Origin of the sequence: Comamonas sp. A23, from assembly GCF_004522605.1 — a bacterium.
GTDB lineage: Bacteria > Pseudomonadota > Gammaproteobacteria > Burkholderiales > Burkholderiaceae_C > Comamonas > Comamonas thiooxydans.
On sequence record NZ_RSDT01000001.1, the window covers coordinates 532,239 to 556,289 of the forward strand.

The following is a 24,051-nucleotide window of genomic DNA, read 5'->3' on the forward strand; positions in this document are numbered from 1 at the left end:
GATGAGATCGGAGTGCGGATACAAGTGCGCAGAGGACTCCCACAGGCCTGTGCGCACTTGGTGCCATCAAAGGCGCTGCCTCCTATCTACCTGGGGCAAGCGTTGACAGGAGAGTGAGATGACTGAGGCTACGAAACTGGGTTCGGGAAAGTTGCCCTTGTCCAGAGTGCGAGTGTTGGATCTGACCAGAGTTCTGGCGGGACCTATGTGCGGAATGGTACTGGGCGACCTCGGCGCCGAGGTTATCAAGGTGGAGCACCCCAAGCGGGGCGACGATACCCGGGACTGGGGTCTGCGCGTCGGTGCAACAGAGACCACCTACTTCAATTCCGCCAATCGCAACAAACGTTCCGTCACCATTGACTTGCAGACCGAGAAAGGGCAGGAGCTGGTGCGCCAGCTTGCTTCTCAGTGCGATGTGGTACTGCAGAACTTCAAGTTTGGCGGCGTTGAGAAGATGGGCCTTGGCTATGAGCAGATCAAAGCTGTGAAGCCCGACATCATCTACTGTTCGATATCGGGGTATGACCGGCACGGCCCCGAGCGCGAGCGCCCCGGTTATGACCTGGTCGTTCAAGGTGAAGCTGGACTGATGTCGATCAACGGCGAGGCAACACAGGAACCATTGAAGTTCGGCGTGGCTATCGTGGACATCATGACGGGGATGTACTCGGCTCAGGCGGTGCTTGCGGCGCTGTATGAGCGGACACATACAGGGCGAGGGCGGCATCTCGAGATGGCGTTGTTCGATTGTGGCTTGATGATCAATGTCTACTTCGGTCTGGATGCGCTTCTGCTCAAAAAGGATCCCACCCGGTTTGGCAACCAACATCCCTCCATCGTCCCTTATGGGGTATTCGAGGCGCAAGGGGGCCCTTTGATCATTGCGGTGGGAAACAGTGCGCAATTTGCTCGGTTCTGCACCGACGTGATTGATCGCCCCGACATCCTGGTGGATGAGCGATACAACACTAATGTGAAGCGTACGGAAAATCGTGACACTCTGGTGCCAGAGCTTCGACGTGAGATTAGCAATCGTCCGCGGGCGCAGTTACTGGAGCGCATGAGTGCCGTGGGTATTCCCTGCGGTGAGGTCCTCGGATTGCACGATGCACTTACCTCCCCGCGGGTCAAACGCAGCGGTCTTGTGACGCAGCATTCCCATTCAATGGGAGGTCAGATGGATGTAATGGCGCCTCCGTATCGCTTCGACGGCGACCGCCTGCCTGTGCGCAGCGCTCCGCCTCGTCTTGGGGAGGCCACCTGCAGCGTTCTGAGCGAGATGTTGGACATCAGTTCCGAGCAGCTCGAGATTCTCCAAAGAGAAGGTGTGCTTGGATAATTCATCTGCTATGGCTCTTGGGATTTTTTAGTCACTGGGCGAAGGCCGCTTCGTCGCGTGGCTGATTTGGCCATGGCGATTGCGTAATCCGCGAACGACGAAAAGGCATTTTCAGTGATTTCACGGAATGTCCGCCTTACTGTCCCTACTAGGGACGAAAAAGCCCAAGCGCTCATATCTCACACTCCAGAGCACTCTCAATTTACCGTTGTGCTAGTTGACGGGGGGATTACCCACCCAAACGGGATGACGGCAGCCAGCCTGAAGCGGTCTCACATGCAGCACTTATGATGGGCAGTTGCTGGTCGAACGCAGCTGGTCACAAGCAGCAGACTGGTCAGGGAGTTTCTTCGCTAGGCTCTTGCGCGCCCGGATTGATAAGGATCCGTTCCCTTACCAAAACGGGGCGTTTCACCTGTTGGCAGAACTTTCTGTCAGATCACGTCTGAACCTCTGCGATTCAGAGACTCAGCTTTTCCAGCGCTTGGCTGCTCACCTCATTGCGCAAATGTCCATAGTGCTTCTCGATCATCTTGACCGAGGTGCCCGATATTTGAGCAACGGTCAGAAGATCAACGCCCTGATGAACAAGGTCCGTGATGGTCGAGTGGCGCAAAGTATAGGTAACCGTTTCTTTTGGCAAACCGGCCTGGGAGGCCGCAAGTTTGATGCGATCTTTCCATGCGTCTTTATGCCAAGCTGCTTGTGTTTGCTGACGAAACAGCGGTGCGCTGGGCTCGGCATTTTGGGCTTGTTCCAGGCAGAGTTCAAAAGCCTGTTTTGACAGTTGTATTTGTCGCCTTTCTTGGCCCTTGTCCATGGGCAAGGAAAGCGTTCTGAGCCTTGCGCTGAAGTCACAGACGCAAATTTTTGCCAAAGTGCCCGGGCGTAAAGGCAGCAGCGAAAGCCCTTTCAGGAAATTGGAAAGATCCGCAGGAGCATGCTCAATGAGACGCCGCCGTTGAGCGATATCCAGATAGAGCTTGCGTTGAGTGTCCGCATTCTCAACCGGCAGCAGCTTCTTCTTCCATGCAAAGTCCGAGGTAACGTGGCCATCCCCATATGCATGATTGAGGGCGGCCCTCAACGGCGTCATATCTCGGTTCAGGGTGCTGTCGCTGCGTTTTTGCCCCTTGTTTTTTCCGCTGGTGACAGGCCGGTCGCGAAGGCGGCGGCGCCATGCTTCAAGGTGCGCCGGTGTTAATTTGGTGAGCTCTACATTGGAAAATTGCGGGTCGTCCAAGACATAGCTTGCAAAACGTGTCTTGGCATCTGCAGCAGAAGATTCCTTGCCTCGACTGATGAGGTGGTCCACATATGCATCACAGGCACTGGCAACGGTGTAGGTTCCTATCGCGCCGCCTTTTCCTATGTGAGCAAACCATTCTTCCGCAGCTTTTTTGGCGAGGTCAAAGCGTTCGCTAGGAGAGAACTCAGAAAAGTCCCCCAGTGTCTGGCGATGCTGCTTCTCGGTGATGGGGTCTCGTGAGCGGGCAGTCCATGTGCCATCACTGTCGTGATACGAATGAAATATCAATCTAATTTTTCATACGATCTATAAAAAATCTGCCTCGACATGGTGGGGGCGTTGGTTCGAGTCCAATCGTGCCTACCAAACGTGCAGACGAAACCAGAGTTTGCAGCAAGAAATACCGCCTGAAAAGCGGACATTTCTGTTTTGTCTGTATGACGCCGTTAGCGAAAAACGGCATTCAAACAGACATTTTTTCGCAGCTGTCGATTGATTTCTGCCAGTTTTCAGATCACACATCCCGATCACAGTCCAGAGCGGAGTAGTGGTGCAGGATTGAGCCTACCCCTCGCAACATAGCTGCTCTTGACTCCGTCTTCCGATTCGCTGTCACAGCACATGACGGTGCAATGCCTTCCCGGAGGTGCTAATAACGCACGTTGTCTGCCTAACTGGCTGCAGTCCAGACACACTTGCTAGAAAGCCGGATTCAATTCCAGCAGCAGGTTCGAGGAGCCGGGAGTCACCGAGAACGACTGACTGTAGATATCTCCAGCTTGTGGCATGGCTTGGCCGTCCAGCGACAGCCGCGCCTGCAAACGTAGTTCTGGGTATGACGACAGCGAAACTGCAGGATCGAGCAGGTTCTCCGGTCCCAGCGTGAAATATGCCGGCAGGGAGGTCGCAGGAAGGCGCAGCACTGCCACAGGTCGGGGGTGACCGTCGGCGCGAGCCACGACAAAGACCTGAGCCTTGGCCAACCGGGCTGGTTCAGATGGATTGGTCTTGGAGGCTGCCCATCGCAATTCTCCGCTCAGGCGGCTTTTGGATGCGGCCGCAGTCCTGGCAGTGCTAGCCGAACTGCCTTCGGATGCCAAAGCCTCTAGCTTGAGCAAATCATCTTGCACTCGCAGTGCTATGTCCGATCCTGGTTCCAACTGGCGCAGCAGGGCTTGCCAGTTCTTTTGTGCCTCATCCAGCTTGCCGTGGCGCGCGGCGGCACTCCCTGCAAGTGCCAGGGCCTTGGGTTGATCGGGCTGCAACATCAGTGCCTGCTTTATGGCCTCGCCGGCTTCGCCATCCAGGCTACCGCCCTGGGCCGATGCCAGCGCGTCGGCCAGATCGGCCCATAACCTCGCCTGGACTTCCTCATCCATCGCGCTACGCCGCGCCTCCTGCAAAGCCCGCTGGTATGCCTGGGCCGCAGCGTCAAATCGCTCCAGAGTTTCATAGGAGCGGGCCAGCATCACCCAGCCAGGCAGGTTCTGGGGTTGCTCCTCAAGGCGCCGGGCCAGCCCGTCCACCATGGCTTGCACCTGAGCATCCCCCACGCCGTCTCCGTGCGCGCCTGGCTGCTCCTGCGCCAGTTGCGCTGCAGCCTTTGGGTCACCCACCTGCAGGTACAAAGCGAACGCGGCGACAGGGAGCAGCACCGCCAACAACAGCGCGCTGCCACGGCGCAGCCATGGACTTTGGCGCCAGGCAACCGATGCTCGGGGTCTGTCCAGTTCGTTGAGCAGACGCCGCTGAAGTTCTTCGACCGCTTGAGCATGGTCGGTCTCGCTCAGGCGCCCGCCTGAGCGCTCCAGCTTCAACTCGGCCAACTGGGCCTGGTAGAGGCGGCGCAGCGCTTCATCAGGATCGCTGGCGGGCAATGGGACCTCGGCCAGCAAAGGCGGCAGCAGTACCGCCAGGCTCAGCAGCATCAGGGCGATGGCACCCAGCCACAACCAGTGCATCGCAGTCATGAGCTCTCCTTCTTTGCGGCCGAGTCCAGCCACTGGCGCGCACGATCACGCTGCTCAGGGGTCAGCGGGACATCCGGCACGAGCCTGCGGCGCAGTGTTCTGCGCAACAGCACAAAGCCTCCCAGCGCGGCCAGGAAGGGGCCGCTCCACAGCAGCCAGGTCGACGGCTTCCAGGGCGGGTTGTAGCGCACAAAAGCACCGTAGCGCTGCTCGAAGAAGGCGATCACCTGGTCGTTGCTTTGCCCCTGCTTGAGCTGATGGCGGATTTCCCGGCGCATGTCCTCGGCCATGGGCGCGCGCGATTCGGCCACGGTCTGGTTCTGGCAGACGACACAGCGCAGCTGAGCTGCCAGCGTCATTTCACGATCCAGCAGTTCCTGGTCTTGAGCGGTCTGCACTATCTGCCCGGCCTGGGCCAGCATTGCCATGCAGGCCAGCAGGGCCACTGTGCAGGCTGCGCCGGTGCTTCGCGGTTTCATTGGAGACTCCTGATGACCGGCAGCAGCCGATCGCGCCATATCTCTGCGGTTACCGGGCCTACATGGCGATAGCGCACGCGGCCCTGGCCGTCAATGACAAAGGTTTCCGGCACTCCCTGGATGCCGAAGTCCATGCCCACGCGGCCATCGCCGTCCATAGCCGAGGCGCGGTAGGGGTTGCCCGCCACTCGCAGCAGCGCGCGGGCCTTGTCTGGCTGGTCCTTGTAGTTCAGGCCGTAGACGGCGACCGCGTCGCGCTTCGAGAGTTCGGCCAATACGGGGAGCTCCTGTCGGCAGGGTGCGCACCATGAGGCCCAGACATTGAGCAACCATGCCCGGCCTCGCAGGTCCTGCAGATGCAAGACCTGCTGCGGGTCTTCGAGCAGAGGGCGGTCTATGGCCGGTGCGGGCTGTTCCAAAAGTGCTGAAGGAAGGGCCCGTGGGTCACGCTGCAGGCCAAGCCCGAGCATGATGGCCAAGCCTAAAAATATTGCCAGAGGCAGGACAAAGCGCATCAGGCAGCTCCCTGCAGGGCCGGAGCGCCGGACTGGCGGTGCGCTCGCTGCTTGGCCGTACGAAAGCGCCGGTCCATAAGGCTCAGGCCCGCGCCCAGCGCCATCATCAGTGTGCTTATCCAGACCCAGTCCATGAAAGGCTTGACCTGCAGGCGCACGGTCCAGCGCAGGCCTTGATCGTCCAGTGGATCGCCCAGGGCCACGAAAACGTCGCGCGTCCAGCCGCTGTCAATGGCGGCCTGGCTTAGCGCCATGCCTTGAGCCCGATAAACTCGTTTCTCGGGAAACATGCTCCAGCTATCCCGCCCCGCTCGGCTGACGGTGAATTGGGCACGCTGCGCGTCATAGTTGGGGCCGGTGGCCGGGCCAAGGCTGTCGAAGCGGAAGCGGTAGCCACCCACCTCGGCAGTCTCACCCTGTGCCAGCGTGGTTTCGTGCCGGCTCTCCAGCCCGTCGGCCAGGCTTACCGCCAGCACGAACACGCCGGCACCGGCATGGGCCATCAGCATGCCCCACCAGCCCCAGGGCTGGCGCGACAGGCGCTGACCCAGATGGCCGATTTCCAGGCCTTGTCCCAGACGCTGCCAGATATGTGCCAGTGTGCTGAGCAGGCACCACAGGCCCAGGGCCAGGCCTAGCAAGGTGGCCGGGGAAAGGCGCACACCCATCCAGCCGCCTGCCAGTGCCAGCACTGCCGCGCAGACAAGGCTCAGCACAAGGGCTACGCGAAGGCGCCGCCACAGCTCGCCAACCAGGCTGCTCTTCCAGCGCGCCACTGTGCCCACGCCCATCAGTGCCAGTGCCGGCAGTACCAAGGGCAAAAAGACGGCCTGGAAGTACGGCGGTCCCACGGAGATCTTCTCGCCGCTCAGCACATCGAGCGCCAGCGGGTACAGCGTGCCTATGAGTACCGCCAGCGCGGCGGCTGTGAAGAGCACGTTGTTGATCAGCAAAAAGGTTTCGCGCGAGAGCATGGCAAATTCCCCGGAGCCGCGGCCCAGCTCCGGTGCGCGCCAGGCGAACAGCCACAAAGAGGCACCCACAACGGCCACGATGAAGCACAGGATGAAGAGCCCCCGCCCTGGGTCCACGGCAAAGGCATGAACCGAGGTAAGTACGCCTGAGCGCACGAGAAAGGTACCCAGCAGGCTCAGTGAAAAGGCGCAGATGGCCAGCAGGGCGGACCAGCTGCGGAAGGCTCCGCGCTGGTCGGTCACGATCAGCGAATGCAGCAGGGCCGTTCCCACCAGCCAGGGCATGAAAGAGGCGTTTTCCACTGGATCCCAGAACCACCAGCCTCCCCAGCCCAGCACGTAGTAAGCCCAGGCGCTGCCCAGCAGAATGCCCAGCGTCAGAAAGCCCCAGGCCGCCAGCGTCCAGGATCGCGACCAGCGCGCCCAGGCAGCCCCCAACTCGCCCGAGATCAGTGCCGCCAGCGCGAACGCAAAAGGCACGGCAAAGCCCACATAGCCCATGTACAGCAGCGGCGGATGCAGCACCATGCCGGGGTCTTGCAGCAAGGGATTGAGGTCCTTGCCTTCGGCCGCTGCGGGGATCAGGCGCGCAAACGGGTTGGAGAGAAACAGCAGGAACAGCAGCAGGCCCACACTGATCCAGCCCAGCACGGCGAGCACGCGCGCCACGAAGGCCGGCGGCAGGTCTCGGCTGCGCCAGGCCACCGCCAGGGTCCAGCCCGAGAGCATGAGCTGCCACAGCAGCATGGAGCCTTCATGCCCACCCCAGAAAGCTGCCAGCTTGTAGGCCATGGGCAGGTCGCTATGCGAGTTTGCCGCCACATACAGCACCGAGAAGTCTTCGCGCCAGAAGCACCAGAACAGGCTGGCCGAGGACAGCACGCACAGTACACATAGCAGCAAGGCCGCAGGCCGGGCCAGCTTTACCCAACTCGCCAGTCCCCAGTGGGCTCCGGCCAGTGGCAGCACCGCCAGCAGGACTGCCGTGACCAGGGCCAGTACCAGAGCGAACACACCGAGTTCAGCGATCATGTACGGCCTCCCTTGGTAGCGGTATGGGCACTGTCCTGGCCGGTTTCCTTGACAGTGTCATCCCCGGCAGATTTTTCTGCTGGCTTTCCGGCGGCGTTTTTCAAGGCATGGGCCGCTTCGGGTGGCATATAGTTCTCGTCGTGCTTGGCAAGCACCTCGGAGGCCTGGAAGGCTCCGTCCGCCTGCATACGGCCCGATACCACCACACCTTTGCCCTCGCGGAACAGGTCGGGCAGCAAGCCTCGATACTGCACAGGCACACTGCGCACTTCATCGGTTACGGCAAAGCGCAGCAGCATTCCGTCGCCGCTGCGCTGCAGCGAGCCTTGCTCCACCAGGCCCCCCAGGCGAAAGGCTGCACCATGCGGAACCTCGCCCGCGTGAACCTGGCTGGGGCTGTAGAAGAACATCACATTGGAGTTGAGTGCTCGCAGCACCAGCGTGACGGCCACGGCCACCAGCGCAAGTCCTGCCAACACCCACAGCAGGCGACGCTGGCGCGGCTTCATGGGTTCTCCCAGGTTGCGAGTCCGGATGAGGCTTCAGCCTTCAGTCGACGGCTGCGCACATAAATGCTGACCAGCTCGATACACAGCGCCATCGCGCTCACACCGTAGGCCAGAGCAATGAAAAAAGCATGATCCTGCATTACATACTCTCCTCGCGGGCTCGCTCCAGAATCAGGCAACGTGCCCGCACCAGGGCGACGGCCAGCGTATAGGCCCAGCAGGCCAGCGTCATCAGAAGCATGCCGGCCAGCATGGTGTGCGTCATGCTGGGAGCCGCATCCATGCGAATGCTTGCGCCCTGATGCAAGGTGCTCCACCACTGCACCGAGAAATAGATGATGGGAACATTGACCACGCCAGCCAGCAGCACGATGGCGCCGGCACCGTCGGCCCGACGCGAATCCTCTATGGCCGAGACCATGGCCATATAGCCCAGATACAGGAACAGCAGGATCAGCTCCGAAGTCAGTCGGGCATCCCACACCCACCAGGCTCCCCAGGTCGGCTTGCCCCAGGCAGCCCCGGTCCACAAGGCGATGGCCGTGAACAACGCACCCGTAGGTGCCAGGGCCCTTGCCAGCAGGGGCGAAAGGCGGGTGCCGTAAATCAACCCCAGGGCGGCATGAACCGCAGCCACCAGATAGATGAACATGGACATCCAGGCTGCCGGCACATGCAAAAAGATGATGCGGTAGACCTCGCCTTGCTGATGATCCGTAGGTGCCAGACCAAATCCGACCCATAGACCCGCGGCGGCCAGCACGGCAGCCAGCACGGCCATCCAGGGCCAGACTCGACCCGCCCAGTGGTAAAAAATCGGAGGTGAGGTCAGTTGGCGCCATTTGCGGCCGCTGGACCCTGCTGCAGGCGTCGGTGATGCATTGGAAGTAAGGGAATTCATATCACTCCAGCGCGAGGCGCAAGGCAGCTGCTATAGCCCAGGGACCGGCCAGTAACGCCAGGCACAGGCAGGCACCCAGCAGATTGAGTGCAGGCGCTGCACTCAGCCCTTGCTGCGCCTGGGCCACGGCATGGCTGCCAAAGATCAGGATGGGCACGCTCAGCGGCAGCACCACCAGAGCCAGCAGCAACTGCCCCCGCACACCCAGTGTCAGTGCCGCGCCCAGAGCGGCCAGCAGGCACAGGCTGGGCGTTCCCAGGGCCAGCGATGCCAGCAGAACGCCGACCACCGCTTGATCCAGGCCATACTGCCAGCCCAGCAAGGGAGCCACCAGCAACAACGGCAACACGCCCAACAACCAGTGTGCGGCCACCTTGAGGCCCACCAGCAGCGAAAGGGGCGCCGGCGCCAGCAACCACTGCTCCAGCGACCCGTCGGCCATGTCGCTCTCGAACAGCCGGTGCTGCCCCAGCAGCACGGCCAGCAAGGCTGCGACCCACACAATGCCCGGCGCAATCTGCCTCAGCAAGGCAGCGTCAGGCCCCAAAGCCAAGGGGAAAAGACTGCCTACCAGCACGAAGAAGAACAGCCCGCCCAAGGCATCTGAAGGCCTTCTAGCGGCCAACCTCAACTCTCGTGCACACACAGCTATCAGCAAGCAGCCACCTGCTCATTCATTGCCGTCCTGATCACGGAGCGGGATAAATCCAGCACCGACACCCGGGGCGTGGGCAGCACCAGGTTGCGGTGCGAAGCCACCACGGCCATTCCTCCGGAGGCCAGATGCTGCTCCAGTGCCTCGCCCAGATATTGTTCGCCTTGGACATCCAGGCAGTTGTCGGGTTCGTCCAGCAACCACAGCGGACGCTCGCCCAGCAAAACACGGGCCAGCCCCAAACGCCGACGCTGCCCCTGGGACAGGCGGCCAAAAGGCCGTGCGACGACTTCCGTCAAAGACAAGGCCTGCAAAACGGCTTGCACGCATGCTTCATTCCAGCTCACTGCCATCAGGTCCAGCGCAAAGCGCAGATTCTCCATCCCTGTCAAGGCATCGCTCATTCCTGCCTGATGTCCCATATAGGCCAGTTGCCGCTGGTAGGCCGGATCCTGGGGGGACAGCGTACCGCCGCACCACTGGAGGCTTCCAGTGCGCCACGGCAGAAGGCCGGCCAGACAACGCAGCAGGCTGCTCTTGCCCGCGCCGTTATGACCTCTGAGCATCAGCAGCTGACCGCCACCGAGTTCCAAGCCCTGATCGCGCAGCACCACCCGGCCGCCGCGTATACAACCCAGGCCGGATATACAAAGCAATCTGGAAGCAGCCGTGTCCAAGCCATTCATCCCGCTACTGCACCGACGCAACCGAAGCCTCAGCTGGCCCCGGCACTTTCTGACCTGGCGTGTCGCTGGGGCCCTGTCCGGGAGGGATGTGAGGCAGCTTATGGGCAATGCCCTTGTGGCAGTCGATACAGGTTTTTTCCTTGCTGGCCAAATAGGTGCTGTGCATGTTCTGTGCACGCAAACTCTGCCGTGTCATATCCATGGAGTCGTAGTTATGGCAGTTGCGGCACTCCAGCGAATCGTTGGCCTTGAAGCGAGCCCACTCGTGCTGCGCCAACTCCAGCCGCTTGGCTTCGAACTTTTCAGGCGTGTCGATCGTGCCGAAGATCTTGCCCCACACTTCCTTGGAGGCCTGCATCTTGCGAGCGATCTTGTCGGTCCAGTCGTGCGGCACGTGACAGTTGGAGCACACGGCGCGTACGCCCGAGCGGTTGGTGTAGTGGATCGTGCTCTTGAGCTCGGCAAACACGTTGTCCCGCATCTCATGACAACCCGTGCAGAATTTCTCCGTATTGGTCAGCTCCATGGCGGTATTGAACGCGCCCCAGAAGAGAATGCCGCCGATGAAGCCGCCGATGGTCAGAAAGCCCAGGCTGAAATGTACGCTGGGGCGGCGGATCACCGCCCAGTAGCGCTTGAGAAGTGTCAACATAGATGAGCCTCGTGCGCCGCAGCGTCAGTTTTTCTTGGATGCCTTGCCCGACTGGGACTGCAGGGCCTTCAGAATCACGGTATCCACGTCTTCGAAGGTGTTGCTGACCAGAGGGCGGACGGCATCCTGGGCCACATGGCATTGCTGGCAGAAGTAGCGCCGCGTGGATACCTGCCCCAACATGCGCCCGTCGCGATCCATGTAGTGCGTGACCGATACCGGCACGGCCTGCGAGATCTCGGCCTTGGTTCGCGAGTGGCAGTCCATGCATTTGTTGAAGTTCTTGTCTACCTGGTAGCCGTCCACGCGATGGGGAATCGTGGGAGGTTGCCAGGTGTAGTTGCGCGTGCGGCGCACGTCATCGTTGACGGCATTGCCAAGCACTGGTGGCTTGGTCGCCTGCATGATGGGTGTAGGGCCGCGCGCCGAGTCATAAAAGGTATCCGCGATAGCGGCTGGCGTCCAGGCCATACCTATATTGAGCATGAGCAGCATGCCCACAAGACGGACGAATTTGCGGACGAAGTTCATGGTCAACCTCTCTTTCGTCAAACCTTGGTGACCTTCACAGCGCACTTCTTGAAGTCCGTCTGCAACGAAATCGGGTCAGTAGCATCCAGCGTCACCTTGTTGATCAGCTGGCTGGCGTCGAACCAGGGGACATAGACCAATCCGCGCGGTGGCTTGTTGCGGCCGCGGGTCTCGACGCGCGTGCGCATGGAGCCACGCCGCGAAGACAGCTCCACTTCGCTTCCGCGGCGCACGCCCAGCGCCTTGGCGTCATCAGGATGCATGTAGCACAGTGCGTTAGGCACGGCACGATGCAGCTCGGGTACGCGCCGGGTCATGGATCCTGAGTGCCAGTGCTCAAGCACTCGGCCCGTGGAAAGCCAGAACGGATAATCCTTATCCGGAGCCTCAGCTGGTGGTTCATAGGGCAAGGCAAAGATGTTGGCCTTACCGTCGATATTGCCGTAGAACTGGTAGCCCGTGCCTGCCTTCACATAGGGGTCCGAGCCTTCGCGGTAACGCCAGAGCGTTTCCTTGCCGTTGACCACGGGCCAGCGCATGCCGCGCACCTTGTGGTACTGGTCAAACGGTGCCAGATCGTGGCCATGGCCACGGCCGAACGAGGCGTACTCCTCGAACAGACCTTTTTGCGGATAGAAGCCAAAGGCCTTGGCTTCCTCGTTCTCATAGGCGGGATCCATATCGGCCAATGGGAACTTGTCCACGTTGCCGTTGCGGTACAGCACCTCGAACAGGGTCTTGCCGCGCAGCTGGGGCTTCTTGGCCAGCAATTCTTCGGGCCAGACTTCCTCGACCTTGAAACGCTTGGAAAACTCCATCAATTGCCATAGGTCGGAACGCGCCTCGCCAGGAGCCTTGACCAGCTGGTGCCAAAAGTGGGTGCGGCGCTCTGCATTGCCATAGGCGCCTTCCTTCTCGACCCACATGGCCGACGGCAAGATCAGATCGGCGGCCACGGCCGTGACTGTGGGATAGACATCGGAGACCACCACGAAATTGTCGGGATTGCGGTAGCCTGGATAGCCTTCCTGGGCCAGGTTGGCGCCAGCCTGAATATTGTTGTTGACCATCACCCAGTAGGCATTGAGCCTGCCGTCCTTGAGTGCACGGTTTTGTTCCACGGCGTGGTAGCCGGGCTTGGGGGGAATCGTGCCTTCGGGCAGTTTCCAGATGGTTTCCGCAGTCTTGCGATGCTCTGGGTTCGTCACCACCATGTCCGCTGGCAGGCGGTGGGAGAAGGTGCCCACCTCACGCGCCGTTCCGCAGGCCGACGGCTGTCCCGTCAGTGAGAACGGGCTGTTGCCGGGTGTGGCGATCTTGCCCAGCAGCAAGTGAATGTTGTAGACCATGTTGTTGGCCCATACACCGCGTGTGTGCTGGTTGAAACCCATGGTCCAGAACGACACCACCTTGCTATTGGGGTCTGCATAGAGTTCGGCAAGGGCCTTGAGGCGGTTGGCCGGTACACCCGTGAGCTTGGTTGTGTACTCGAGCGTATAGGTGGATACGAACTTAGCGTATTCCTCATAGTTTATGGACTTGGCACCGTTGGGATCCTTGGCGTTCTTGGCCGCCTTCTGCAGAGGGTGCTCGGGACGCAGCCCGTAGCCGATATCGGTGTTGCCGAGCTTGAAATTGCAGTGCTTGGAGACGAAGTCCTTGTTGACCCTGCCCGTGGTGATGATGTGGTTGGCGATGTAGTTGAGTATGGCCAGATCGGTCTGAGGCTTGAAGGTCAGAGACATGTCCGCCAACTCATACGAGCGGTGCTCGAAGGTGGACAGCACGGCCACCTTCACGCCAGGTGTGGACAGGCGCCTGTCGGTCACGCGAGTCCACAGCACCGGATGCATTTCAGCCATGTTCGAGCCCCAGAGCACAAAGGCAGTCGCGGCCTCGATGTCGTCATAGCAACCCATGGGCTCGTCCATGCCAAAGGTGCGCATGAAGCCGGCAACTGCCGAGGCCATGCAGTGGCGTGCATTGGGATCAATGTTGTTGGTGCGAAAGCCCGCCTTGAACAGCTTGGAGGCTGCATAGCCCTCCCATACCGTCCACTGGCCGGAGCCGAACATGCCCACTGCGTCGGCCCCCTTGGCCTTGAGCGTCTTTTTGAACTGCTCTGCCATGACGTCGAAGGCCGTATCCCAGGAAACCTGCTGGAACTCGCCATCCTTGGCGTAGCGACCATTCTTCATGCGCAGCAACGGCTTTGTCAGACGATCACCGCCATACATGATCTTGGACAGGAAGTAACCCTTGACGCAGTTCAGTCCCCGGTTGACCTCGGCCTCAGGGTCACCCTGGGTGGCCACTACGCGGTTGTCCTTGACGGCCACCATGACGCCGCAACCTGTACCGCAAAAGCGGCATGGCGCCTTGGACCACTTCAGGTCGGCAGCCATTGCACCTGCATCCTGGGACAGAACTTCTATGGGTATGCCTGCAACGGCCCCTGCGGCTGCGGCTGCAGATTGACGGACAAAATCACGCCTAGTGCTAGTCATGTGTTACCTCTTGGTTTAGCGACTGCCAGTTCTCAACATGCTGATAAACCAGGGATGCGTTGATTACGCCATCGAGCAGCTCAATCTGAGACACGCAATCAAGTATTTCCCTTGCATGGGGCGCTTCCAAGGTCACCACCAACTTGCCGGCCGGATGACTTCCATGTATTTGGGCGCCTTTGATCGTGACGATGCCAGCAGCTACTTGTGCCAATGCTTGAGGAAGCACATGCACAACCAGGCTGGTGATATGCAAGTCGGTATGAGTTTCAATGGGCTCAGATTCTTCATGCATGTGGAGGGCCACCGATGATCATCTGATAAAACCAGATCGCAAAGCCGTAAGACGCAATCAGTACAACGGCCAATATAGGTGCCATAACAACTGCGAGAAATGCGAAGCTGCGCAACTCCTCGGTACGAGTCGATTCAGGCTGAGGTTCTGTCATTAGCAATCCCCCTTGGCTTGGATGCCTGAGCATCCATGGTTTGGCGATAGAGATCCGATAACGAACTTTGCCACGAGATTACCTACAAAATTGACTTGCAACAAGGTTCTTCTCGATTCGTTGCTTTACATCAATTCCTTCATTAAGATTTCATTAAGTCAATTGACATTAAAGTAAATGCCTCGGGCGTTGACTAAATAGTCGGCGGAATCAAGCGTGGCTTGGATCAGCCCTCTGCAAACTGAATTCGCGCCTCAATCTCGCACTGACCCATTGAAGTTGAGGCGTGAAATCTGGCCTGAAACTGATAGCCGCCGCCTGCTGCTCGCTTGAAGGCCGTCACTGGATCACTTGACCTCCATGGAGAGGTAATCGGGGTATTGTGCAGCCGTAATCAAGGATGGCAATCAGCGGGAGAAAGCCAGTCCTGCACAAGAGATTGCAGCAGATCGTGGATTTGGTGGCTCAAGAGAGCGCAGGACCTCGCGGCATTCAAGACGCGCTCCTCTCGGCCAGACAGGAAGCGATAACGAGGCTCATGCGAGCTCAACCTGGATTTGTGCAAGCTCAAAGCATCACCGTGCCGAGCACGATGCGCATCGAACCAAAAAGCGCTCCACAAAAGCGCTTTATAGGACCAAAAGGATCTAGGGGCAGAGCTCCGCTCTTGCTCGTCCATCAACTCACATTGGACTGTCCCCAGGCATGTCTACCTGCTAAGGGAAAGTCCAATCGCAATCCCAGTGTCACCTATAAGCTGCTCGTAATAGGTTGCGATGTGATGCGGCAACCACTGCTCAGAGGCTCAATCATCTCCAGCAGCCGCTTGTAGCCCGTGCGCTGCACCCGCCACTGACCGGCGACCCGGGTATAGCAGTCCTCGTATAGCGCACTGCCGGTGAGTATGGTCTGCTCATCCAGATTGATGAACAGATCATTGAGGTACCAGATGCCGGTGGCCGTGTCACCGTCGACCTTGATTTCCGGTGTATGCCCGTTGTGCATGCCAAAGCGTCGATGAGTGAAGGCATTGCGGTAGAAGTTCATGGCTTCATCAATGCCATTGATCTCATACTGGTAAGTCGGGCTGTCGAAGCGGATATGGACATCATCGGCCAGAACTGTTTTCAGAAGCTCCAGATTGCAGGTGTCGATGCCGCGAAAGTAGCGCGCCTTGAGCTGTTTGATTTCTTCAATATCCAGAAGAGTTTGCATGCTGTTCCCCGCTGGAGTTTAGTGAGGCAGGTAATGGCCGCCACTGACGTCCAGTTGGGCGCCGGTCACCACGCGCGCATAGTCGCTGGCCAGATACAGCGCGGCAGAGGCGCAATCGGCATCGTCGGGGATCTCGTTGCGCAAGGGAATCTGCTGGGCAATCACATCGACCAGCGATTCCATGGAAACGCCCTGGCGCTTGGCTTCCGCCTGGAAATAGCCTTTGACCGGTGCGCCCCACATCCAGCCGTTGTAGGTGCTGTTGACGCGGATGCCGAAGGGCCCCAGGTCTTCTGCCAGATATTGCACAGCGGTCTTGAGCGCGCCTTTGGATACTGCGTAACCGGCTTCGAGCTGATTGGGGCGGCGCGTTGCCATGGTATTGATCATCACAATGCTGCCGTCTTTTTGCTTTTTCATCTGCGGCACCACGGCCTGGGTCATGTTCATGGAGCCGTAGAGATTGACTTCCATGACCTTGCGCCAGTCATCCATGGACGAGTTGCTCGAAGATCCCCAGGTCCCGTGTGCATAGGCCGAGTTGATCAGCGCATCGATGCGGCCGAACTTGGCGATGGTTAGCTCTGCAAGCCGCTGGCATTGCTCGGGCTGGGAGATATCGGTGGCGACTTTGAAGACTTCGCAGGAGTAGCCTGCATCACGAATGGCTTGCTCTGCCTCATCGAGCATGGACTGCGTGCGGGCAGCCAGCACCACGGCTTTGGCCTGATATTCCGCCGCGCGCAGGGCTAGCTTGATGCCCATGCCGGGGCCGATGCCAGAGATGATGATGACTTTGTTCTTCAAAAGCATGATGGTTTCCTTGGATCTATAGGCTTGGAAATTGGCTGTCTTTCAGAATGCAGCCTTGGTGCGGGCGAAATGCAGTTCCTCTGAGCGGTTTTTGACATCGACCGCCACCTGATCAAAGGCGACCTTTACCCAGGCACCATGCTCGCGCATGATCGTGTCAGCGTTCAGTCCCAGGAACTGGTCGGTGGTGAAGTAGGTGCAGCGGTTGGCGTCAATTGCCTCTATGTATTGATCGCGGCGTGCGGCATCCTTGTTCTCAGGCACTGGGCGCTGCTCCCAGGACAGCAACTGCTCGGGTTCAAACGCGACCAGATACTCGTTGACGGGCCAGACTTCGCCCGTCAGCGGGTGGCGGGTTTTCATCTCGACCAAGTCATTGAGCTTGAGCCCACAGCGGATGTCGGGGCAGAAGCGATTCCAGAGGTGATAGTTTTCCAGGTCCGCAAGCACTTCCCAGACCACGCTGGCAGGTGCATTGATTTCCACTTTGATGGAGGTGACGAGATTGGCAGCTTTGGTCATCTTGGATGTCGCTTCAGTTGATGGGCTTGGAGGTGATCTGCAACTGCTCGCTCAGCGGCTCAACGGTCTCGAGCAGAGTCTTGTATCCAGTCTCCGCAATCCACCAGCGGCCATCGCGCTTGAAATAGCGGTCTTCATAGATGGCACCGCCGTGCATATGCGTTTTCTCTTCGAGGTTGATGAAGACGTAGTTCAGATACCAGAGCGCGGTAGCTTCGTCTCCCTTGACCTCGATCTCCGGCGTGTGGCCGTTATGCATGGCCAGGCGGGTTTTGGTGAAGGAGGTTTTGTAGAAGTCCAGCGCCTTGTCTATGCCCTCCAGATGGAATTCATAAGCAGGGCTTTTGAAAGCCAGCTTGATGTCTGATGTCAGCATGCCCCTCAGCAACTCCAGGTTGCAGGTATCGATGGCGCGAAAGTAGCGCGCCTTGAGCTGTTTGATCAGCTCAATGGCTTCTAAGTCCAACATATGTTTTGTCTCCTTTTGTGATGAGCCGGTCTTGGGCGCCGACTTGATAAAAGCTGCATGAGGATGCAGTCCGGGCTTCTGAAGTCCATGATGAGATCCTCGGATTCGGACAGGTATTGCTGCCGCCGGCGCAACAGTTCTTCATCCCCTTGGGCGTCATGGAAGCCATCAGCACTGCCAATGAGGAACTGGCGCCAGCTGTCAGCCGAATGTCGCTCGGGGCGCCGCGGACTGAACAGGATTTTTCCCTAGAGCCACCTCTTAGCTTTGGCTTTGCAGATGCCTGGCTCGATATAGCGCGTAGTCGCTTCGCATCTGCTGCTCGCTCAGACCAAAGGTCTCCAGGCTGTAGTCATGGCTCGCACGCTTTTCACGGCCATTGCTGGAAAGCCATTGCTGCGCGTCGGCACGGGCTTTATCTGTGAATGGCATATTGGCGAACTGATAGACAGCCTCCAGTACTTCCATGGGCTTGGCCACGGTGTCCGAGAAGTGGATATCCAGAAAGCGCCGGCTGTCCTGCTGGTCGCGGACCTGCATGGTGTGATGAATGCCACGCGCCATGCGGCTGCTCCACTGCCGGCCTGCTGAACTCGGATCTGGCTGATCGCTGTAGATCTGCCACAGCGTATGCGCCATGCTGGCCATGGATGGGATGGTCTGAGCGGGCTCGCGATGGGTAAGAATGACCTGAGCTCGGGGAAAGACGGACAGCAGAATTTCCAGCGTGTGCAGATGCTGCGGGGCTTTGAGCAGCCAGCGCTGGCCCTGTGCCTCGCCGCGCTGGCTCTTCTGCCATTGCAGAAACTGGAGCATCTTCTTGAGCTGCACATAGACAGGGCGCTGATCCTGCTGATCGAGCCAGGAGGTGTAGCTGGGCACATCGGCGTAAGCGTCCATGGCGCAGAGAAAGGAATGCTCCATGAGCATGAATTCCTCGTCGCACAGCGTGGCGCTCATGGGGTGGATGGACAGAATCTGGGGAATCGCCTCAATCGTCTGCGCTACTTCCGCCTTGGCCATTGCAATGCGGTTGGCGCAGTCCTGCGGGCCTTCGCCGGTCAATGGAGCAGGGTAGCGGGTCTCCCACCAGGCAGCAGAGTAAAAGCGCGGGTCTACGGCCAGTGTTCGCTGCAGCATGGTGGTGCCGGTGCGCGGCAGGCCCACGATGACCAATGGGTCTTCGATCTCGATCTTCGAGATTTCGGGGAAGCGCTGGAGATAGTCCTCCATGAGCAGGCGATTGACCAACTGGCCCACGAGTCGCTCGTGCATCATGGCAATGCCGGTTGCCGACAGCTTGGCTTCGGTGTTCAGGGCTCGCGTCAGAACTTCCAGCGCTTGCCGGTAGTTGTCGTTGCCAAAATCTCTGAGGCCTGGTGCACGCTCACATGCTGCTTGCAGCAGTTCTTCGACGTGCAGAGTTTGGGGTGTCACAGGGGCATTCATACAGTCTCCAGCAACTGGTCTATCGAGATCACTTTGGTGGTGGGGTGGCACTGCTCCTTGGCGCCAACCCAGCGCAGGCACATGGTTCCCTGGCGTACGCCGGCGGTTTGCAGCCAGTTGGCAATGCCAGGGTCTTTTTCGCTCAGCACCAGAGTGACGCCGCCGTTTTCGTCGTATTGCGCCTGGTGCTTGTTGATGCAGATCTGGTGGTAGCGGTAGTCCAGAGACTCCAGCCAGTAGTTATTGATCTGCAGATTCCAGAACGAGCATTCCGGCACCTTGTCGATATGAATGACCAGGGCCTGGTCCTCGCGCAGTTCCCAATGCGAGTGGTAGTAGAAAATATTGGGATCACCGCCCACGGACTGGCAGTAGGCCTGATCGGCTGGCGGCAACTGATTGCTATGTGGAAGATAGCTTTGTGCCCAGTCGGCAAATAGCTTCGCCGTGTTCTCGACAAAAGACGTTACGTGCTGCAGCGATTGCGCCAGAACCAGGGGATCCAGCGGGCCGGGGGTGTCCGTGGTGCCAATGCGCTCGATGGCGAGCTTGGCGGGCACTTCGCTCTTGCGATCCATGAAGGTTTGGCGCACCAGCAGCGACACCGAGGCATCCTCCATGGGTAGCCAGTTGTCCGGCTGCGGGTCACGGCTGACGATGAGTTCGAAGTCACCGTTCTCGTCAGTCTTGAGTTGTGTGGCGTCGATAAACCCGGTGACAACCATGCGGCCATCGGTTTCATAGCCGCCTTTTTGCGTGCAAAAGCTCAGGTACGAAACCGTGCCTCGGTTGCCATGAATGCGGTATTTCATGGACCCGTTGAGGCGCGAGTATTCGTAGATGTTGTCCGGGTTGTCCGCGCCAATCTTGGCGGTTTCGTGCGAGGTCTTGAAGAAGCTGGGAAACGCCGGGTCGGCGAATTCCACATGCATCTCCAGCGCGATGCGCAGCAGTCGGGTCAGATAGCGATAGCCTTCTGCCCGCGTTGCGGGGTCGGCAGGGGTCTCGGGACGCAGAATCTGCTGGCCGCAGCGTTTGAGGTGATCGCAGAACTGAGACCAGGTTTCGCCGCTGAGCAGTTGCTCATTAATGGTTTGGGTATCCATGATCTGGCTTTCTTTGTGTGTCGCGCATTGCCAGGTGGTGGCTGTGTGCGGTGGGTGAAAGAAGAAAGAGGGGCGTTGCAAAGGCTGGCAACGCCACAGTTCATCCAGTTGCTTTAGTCTTCCGCGGCGATGATTTCGCGGGCCACCAGTTCGGCGATGATCTTGTCCACCGCCTCTTGCGCAGTCATCGCGGGGGTGGAGATATGAATGTCTGGAGACTCCGGCACTTCAAACGGTGAGTCGATCCCCGTGAAGTTCTTCAGCTCACCACGGCGCACTTTCTTGTAGAGGCCCTTGGGGTCACGCTCTTCGGCAACGGAAAGCGGTGTGTCGATGAATACTTCGAGGAACTCACCATCCTTCACCAGCTTGCGCGCCATTTCGCGTTCTGCCTGGAATGGCGAAATGAAGGCGGTGATGGCAATCAGCCCGGCGTCCACAAACAGCTTGCCCACTTCAGCGACGCGACGAATGTTTTCGACGCGGTCTGCATCGGTGAAGCCAAGGTCGCGATTGAGGCCGTGGCGCACGTTGTCGCCGTCGAGCAGATAGGTATGCCGGCCACGCGCATGCAAACGGGTTTCGAGCAGATTGGCAATGGTGGATTTGCCAGCGCCCGACAGACCGGTAAACCATAGCAAGGCAGGTTTTTGATGCAGGCGTTCGGAACGCGCTTCCTGGTTCACATTCACATGCTGCATATGAATGTTCTGCGAGCGACGCAGCGAAAAGTCGATCAGACCCGCGCCCACCGTGGCGTTGCTCAGACGATCGATCAGGATGAAGCTGCCTGTTTCGCGATTGTCCTTGTAGGCATCGAAAGCGATAGGCTGGCTGCTGGACAGATTGCAGACGCCGATTTCATTGAGCGCCAGTTCCTTGGCGGCCAGATGCTCCAGCGTGTTGACATTGATCTTGTACTTGGGGGCGGCGAAGGTGACGGGAATCGTCTTGCAGCCGATCTTCATCAGATAGGGACGGCCGCCGAGCATGGGCTGCTCGTGCATCCAGATGAGCGTGACCTGGAACTGATCGGCCACATCGGAAGGTGCATCCGCAACCGCAATCACATCGCCCCGGCTGCAGTCCACCTCGTCGGCCAAGGTCATGGTAACGGACTGGCCAGCAACCGCCTGCTGCAGATCTCCATCCTGGGTAACGATGCGCGCAACCTTGGTCACGCGTCCGCTAGGCAGGATGCGGACGCTGTCTCCGGGGTGAATCTGGCCGCTAGCAATGCAGCCCGCAAAGCCGCGGAAGTCGAGGTTGGGGCGATTGACCCATTGCACAGGCATGCGAAACGGCAGCTTTTGCTGGCGCGCTTCGTCGATTTCCACCGTCTCCAGATAGCCCATGAGCGTGGTGCCGCGGTACCAGGGCATGTGCTCGCTCTGCTCGGTGATGTTGTCACCACGCAAGGCCGACATGGGGATGGCCGTGATGTCTTCCAGATTGATCTTCTTGGCGAATTCGCGGTAGTCGGCCACGATGTCGTTGAAGATCTTTTCGGAGTAGCCCATCAAGTCCATCTTGTTGACGGCCAGCACGATTTTGCGGATGCCGATCAGCGATGCAAGATAGCTATGGCGCCTGGATTGCGTCAGCACACCGCGGCGCGCATCGATCATCACCACGGCCACATCGGCGGTGGAGGCACCAGTGACCATATTGCGGGTGTACTGCTCATGGCCGGGCGTGTCGGCCACGATGAACTTGCGCTGGTCGGTCGAGAAGAAGCGGTAGGCCACATCGATGGTGATACCTTGCTCGCGCTCTGCGGCCAGACCATCGACGAGCAGCGCGAAGTCCAGCTCGCCGCCTTGCGTGCCGACTTTCTTGGAGTCCGCGACCAGTGCTTCCATCTGGTCCTCAAACAGCATCTTGGATTCGTACAGCAAGCGTCCGATCAGCGTGCTCTTGCCGTCATCCACGCTGCCGCAGGTGATGAAGCGCAGCAGGCTTTTCTGCTCGTGCGCCTTCAGGTATTTCTCGATATCTTCAGAGATGAGTGCGGATACATGTGACATCAGAAATACCCCTCTTGCTTCTTCTTTTCCATGGATGCGGCCGAGTCGTGGTCGATCATCCGGCCCTGTCGTTCCGAAGTACGGGTCAGCAGCATTTCCTGAATGATCTTGGGCAAGCTATTAGCGTCGGATTCGACGGCACCCGTCAGGGGGTAGCAGCCCAGGGTGCGAAAGCGAACATTGCGCATCATGGGAACTTCGCCACTCTTGAGCGGCATGCGCTCGTCATCGACCATCAGCAGCGTGCCGTCTCGCTCCACCACTGGGCGAGGCGCTGAAAAATAGAGTGGAACGATGGGGATGTTTTCGAGATAGATGTATTGCCAGATATCCAGCTCGGTCCAGTTGGACAGCGGGAACACTCGGATTGATTCGCCTTTGTTCTTGCGTGTGTTGTACAGATGCCAGAGTTCTGGACGCTGGTTCTTGGGATCCCAGCGGTGCTGGTCCGAGCGGAAGGAAAAGATGCGTTCCTTGGCGCGAGACTTCTCTTCATCGCGGCGCGCGCCACCAAAGGCGGCGTCGAAGCCATACTTGTCGAGAGCTTGCTTCAGGCCCTCGGTCTTCATGACGTCGGTATGAATTTGCGAGCCATGCTTGAACGGGCTGATGCCCATTTCAAGACCTTCTGGGTTGATGTGGACCAGCAGGTCCATGCCCAGCTTGGCTGCCATCTGATCACGAAAGCGGTACATGTCCTGAAACTTCCAGGTCGTGTCCACATGCAGCAAGGGGAAGGGCGGCTTGGCGGGGTAGAAGGCCTTCATCGCCAGATGCAGCATGACCGCACTGTCCTTGCCGATGGAGTAGAGCATGACGGGGTTTTCTGCCTCGGCAACAACCTCGCGCATGGCCTGAATGCTTTCGGCTTCCAGCCTTTGCAAATGAGTCAGCACCACAGATTTCTCCTTGGTTTTTTGTTTTGGGTGCTGCCAACTGTAGGAGTCCGTTAAATCAAATCTTTGCGCGAATTGATGTTTTAGAAGTTGCTGCGCCATGCTCGCCATAGGGTCCAGCTTCGGTGGCGTTGGGGTTCTGACGGCGGTGTTCTTCGGCGCCAGCGATACGTCTTGCGCAGTCTTCAAGATGCTGCTGGCCAATTCGTTCGACTGGCTGAGCATCTCTGTGGCAGCAGGCAGATGAAACAGGCGCAGCCGGTCGTGGCTGTCGCTGGCAAGCGATGAAAAGGTGGCTGCGCGTTGCCACTGCATGGCGGCAAGCAGGGCAAAGATCTTGCCCTCGCTGGAGCACCTGAGGCGATCAAAAAAATCTTCCAGATGTGCAGCGCACAGGCTGCCTTCATACGGTTGCCAATACACCTTGCCGCGGTTGTTGACGGCACGCAAGATGCCATGCCTCAGGCGTCCGGGGCAGTTGTTGTGGGCACCAAAATCATCGATCCAGACAATGCTGGCGCTCTCTTTTCTTGCTTGCTCGCAAATATCCAGATAAGTGGTGGCATACCAGCGCTGCACATTGCTGGATGCCTGCTTCATGCGCTTTGCAGGACGGTCGGCATTCAGGTTCCAGCGCTGCAGGTACTGGGCGTTGGTACGCTCGGGCAAGTCAAGCTGCTGGCGCTGCAAGATCAGTTGCTGCATGGCTTCCAGCTGCCACAGCAAAAACGGCAGGCCATGGTCGGCGGGCTGGGTGCTGACCAGTTGCACATAGATGTCCTGCTCCTGTATGGCCGACAAGGAGCGGCCTTCGCCAGGTTTGCGGCCTCGCTCGCGCACAAGGACAGCGCTCCATCCCCCTTCCAGCCAGGCTTTGTGGGCGGCAATGATGGTTGGTGTGGACAGGCCGGTCGCCTTGCCGACCTCTTTGAGCGTTTTGCCTTCAAGCCGCAATTTCACGGCTTGAATTCGCAGTGGATTGATTTCCTGGACACTGAGTTTCTTACCAACAGCCATGCGCATTCCTGTTAAACATTCACTCGCTTATTCGCGAAGATCCGGACGCATTTACTGTCGGCCTGTCCTCTGATCGGCGCATAGGC

General features: G+C 59.0%; 24 protein-coding genes and 1 pseudogene. 1 reads left to right on the forward strand and 24 read right to left on the reverse strand.

From position 1 onward, the window contains the following. The first annotated feature begins 118 nt into the window (after positions 1-118). Positions 119-1,342, forward strand: coding sequence for a CaiB/BaiF CoA-transferase family protein (locus EIC84_RS02515; RefSeq protein ID WP_003070178.1), 1,224 nt, complete (start codon positions 119-121; stop codon positions 1,340-1,342). 460 nt (positions 1,343-1,802) lie between these two features. On the opposite strand, the gene EIC84_RS02520 is transcribed toward EIC84_RS02515, so the two are convergent. From EIC84_RS02520 to EIC84_RS26600, 24 genes and pseudogenes are all read right to left on the reverse strand, one after another. After that, on the reverse strand, positions 1,803-2,879 hold the full coding sequence (locus EIC84_RS02520; RefSeq protein WP_003070177.1) for a tyrosine-type recombinase/integrase: 1,077 nt from the start codon (positions 2,877-2,879) through the stop codon (positions 1,803-1,805). A 410-nt stretch (positions 2,880-3,289) separates the two neighbouring features. Beyond that, a complete protein-coding gene (gene ccmI, locus EIC84_RS02525; protein WP_003070175.1) occupies positions 3,290-4,561 on the reverse strand; it encodes a c-type cytochrome biogenesis protein CcmI in 1,272 nt (423 codons plus the stop codon). Then, entirely contained in the window at positions 4,558-5,040 is a 483-nt protein-coding gene (locus EIC84_RS02530) for a cytochrome c-type biogenesis protein (RefSeq protein WP_003070173.1), read from the reverse strand. The genes ccmI and EIC84_RS02530 overlap by 4 nt, the downstream gene beginning before the upstream one ends. Further along, positions 5,037-5,555, reverse strand: a complete 519-nt coding sequence (locus EIC84_RS02535; RefSeq protein ID WP_003070171.1) for a DsbE family thiol:disulfide interchange protein — start codon at positions 5,553-5,555, stop codon at positions 5,037-5,039. Before EIC84_RS02535 ends, EIC84_RS02530 begins: the two co-directional genes overlap by 4 nt. After that, entirely contained in the window at positions 5,555-7,561 is a 2,007-nt protein-coding gene (locus tag EIC84_RS02540) for a heme lyase CcmF/NrfE family subunit (RefSeq protein WP_003070170.1), read from the reverse strand. The genes EIC84_RS02535 and EIC84_RS02540 overlap by 1 nt, the downstream gene beginning before the upstream one ends. After that, positions 7,558-8,070, reverse strand: coding sequence for a cytochrome c maturation protein CcmE (gene ccmE / locus EIC84_RS02545; protein ID WP_003070168.1), 513 nt, complete (start codon positions 8,068-8,070; stop codon positions 7,558-7,560). Before ccmE ends, EIC84_RS02540 begins: the two co-directional genes overlap by 4 nt. Then, positions 8,067-8,210 carry a heme exporter protein CcmD gene (gene ccmD, locus EIC84_RS02550; protein ID WP_003070166.1) on the reverse strand — a complete coding sequence of 48 codons (144 nt, stop codon included), beginning with the start codon at positions 8,208-8,210 and terminating at the stop codon, positions 8,067-8,069. Before ccmD ends, ccmE begins: the two co-directional genes overlap by 4 nt. Beyond that, positions 8,210-8,971, reverse strand: a complete 762-nt coding sequence (ccmC, locus tag EIC84_RS02555) for a heme ABC transporter permease CcmC (RefSeq protein ID WP_192810466.1) — start codon at positions 8,969-8,971, stop codon at positions 8,210-8,212. The genes ccmD and ccmC overlap by 1 nt, the downstream gene beginning before the upstream one ends. A 1-nt stretch (position 8,972) precedes the next feature. Then, positions 8,973-9,569 carry a heme exporter protein CcmB gene (ccmB, locus tag EIC84_RS02560; protein ID WP_003070163.1) on the reverse strand — a complete coding sequence of 199 codons (597 nt, stop codon included), beginning with the start codon at positions 9,567-9,569 and terminating at the stop codon, positions 8,973-8,975. A gap of 53 nt (positions 9,570-9,622) precedes the next feature. Next, on the reverse strand, positions 9,623-10,312 hold the full coding sequence (gene ccmA, locus EIC84_RS02565; RefSeq protein WP_034363270.1) for a heme ABC exporter ATP-binding protein CcmA: 690 nt from the start codon (positions 10,310-10,312) through the stop codon (positions 9,623-9,625). Between the two features lie 4 nt (positions 10,313-10,316). Beyond that, positions 10,317-10,964 carry a cytochrome c3 family protein gene (locus EIC84_RS02570; protein WP_003070157.1) on the reverse strand — a complete coding sequence of 216 codons (648 nt, stop codon included), beginning with the start codon at positions 10,962-10,964 and terminating at the stop codon, positions 10,317-10,319. A 24-nt stretch (positions 10,965-10,988) separates the two neighbouring features. Then, positions 10,989-11,495, reverse strand: coding sequence for a nitrate reductase cytochrome c-type subunit (locus EIC84_RS02575; protein WP_003070155.1), 507 nt, complete (start codon positions 11,493-11,495; stop codon positions 10,989-10,991). Between the two features lie 17 nt (positions 11,496-11,512). Further along, complete coding sequence (gene napA, locus EIC84_RS02580; protein WP_034363267.1) at positions 11,513-14,002, reverse strand: periplasmic nitrate reductase subunit alpha; 2,490 nt, start codon at positions 14,000-14,002, stop codon at positions 11,513-11,515. Then, the gene (locus tag EIC84_RS02585) at positions 13,995-14,297 is read right to left on the reverse strand and encodes a chaperone NapD (protein ID WP_223305786.1); all 303 of its coding nucleotides are present in this window, start codon (positions 14,295-14,297) and stop codon (positions 13,995-13,997) included. The genes napA and EIC84_RS02585 overlap by 8 nt, the downstream gene beginning before the upstream one ends. Continuing rightward, on the reverse strand, positions 14,290-14,451 hold the full coding sequence (gene napE / locus EIC84_RS02590; protein ID WP_003070148.1) for a periplasmic nitrate reductase, NapE protein: 162 nt from the start codon (positions 14,449-14,451) through the stop codon (positions 14,290-14,292). The genes EIC84_RS02585 and napE overlap by 8 nt, the downstream gene beginning before the upstream one ends. 750 nt (positions 14,452-15,201) lie before the next feature. Next, positions 15,202-15,666: a nuclear transport factor 2 family protein gene (locus tag EIC84_RS02595; RefSeq protein ID WP_003070146.1), complete on the reverse strand. Its 465-nt coding sequence runs from the start codon at positions 15,664-15,666 to the stop codon at positions 15,202-15,204. An 18-nt stretch (positions 15,667-15,684) separates the two neighbouring features. Then, positions 15,685-16,479 carry an SDR family oxidoreductase gene (locus tag EIC84_RS02600; RefSeq protein WP_003070144.1) on the reverse strand — a complete coding sequence of 265 codons (795 nt, stop codon included), beginning with the start codon at positions 16,477-16,479 and terminating at the stop codon, positions 15,685-15,687. A 42-nt stretch (positions 16,480-16,521) separates the two neighbouring features. Next, positions 16,522-17,001: an SRPBCC domain-containing protein gene (locus EIC84_RS02605; RefSeq protein WP_003070142.1), complete on the reverse strand. Its 480-nt coding sequence runs from the start codon at positions 16,999-17,001 to the stop codon at positions 16,522-16,524. Between the two features lie 13 nt (positions 17,002-17,014). Further along, positions 17,015-17,470, reverse strand: coding sequence for a nuclear transport factor 2 family protein (locus EIC84_RS02610; protein WP_003070140.1), 456 nt, complete (start codon positions 17,468-17,470; stop codon positions 17,015-17,017). A 261-nt stretch (positions 17,471-17,731) separates the two neighbouring features. Beyond that, positions 17,732-18,919, reverse strand: a complete 1,188-nt coding sequence (locus EIC84_RS02615; RefSeq protein WP_003070138.1) for a sulfotransferase — start codon at positions 18,917-18,919, stop codon at positions 17,732-17,734. Beyond that, complete coding sequence (locus EIC84_RS02620; protein ID WP_003070136.1) at positions 18,916-20,025, reverse strand: DUF1214 domain-containing protein; 1,110 nt, start codon at positions 20,023-20,025, stop codon at positions 18,916-18,918. The genes EIC84_RS02615 and EIC84_RS02620 overlap by 4 nt, the downstream gene beginning before the upstream one ends. Before the next feature lie 113 nt (positions 20,026-20,138). Continuing rightward, complete coding sequence (cysN, locus tag EIC84_RS02625) at positions 20,139-22,052, reverse strand: sulfate adenylyltransferase subunit CysN (RefSeq protein ID WP_003070134.1); 1,914 nt, start codon at positions 22,050-22,052, stop codon at positions 20,139-20,141. Further along, complete coding sequence (gene cysD / locus EIC84_RS26595; RefSeq protein WP_341464745.1) at positions 22,052-23,653, reverse strand: sulfate adenylyltransferase subunit CysD; 1,602 nt, start codon at positions 23,651-23,653, stop codon at positions 22,052-22,054. The genes cysN and cysD overlap by 1 nt, the downstream gene beginning before the upstream one ends. A gap of 153 nt (positions 23,654-23,806) precedes the next feature. Next, positions 23,807-23,971: pseudogene (locus tag EIC84_RS26600) on the reverse strand (helix-turn-helix domain-containing protein); the annotation flags it as partial. Positions 23,972-24,051 lie beyond the last annotated feature (80 nt).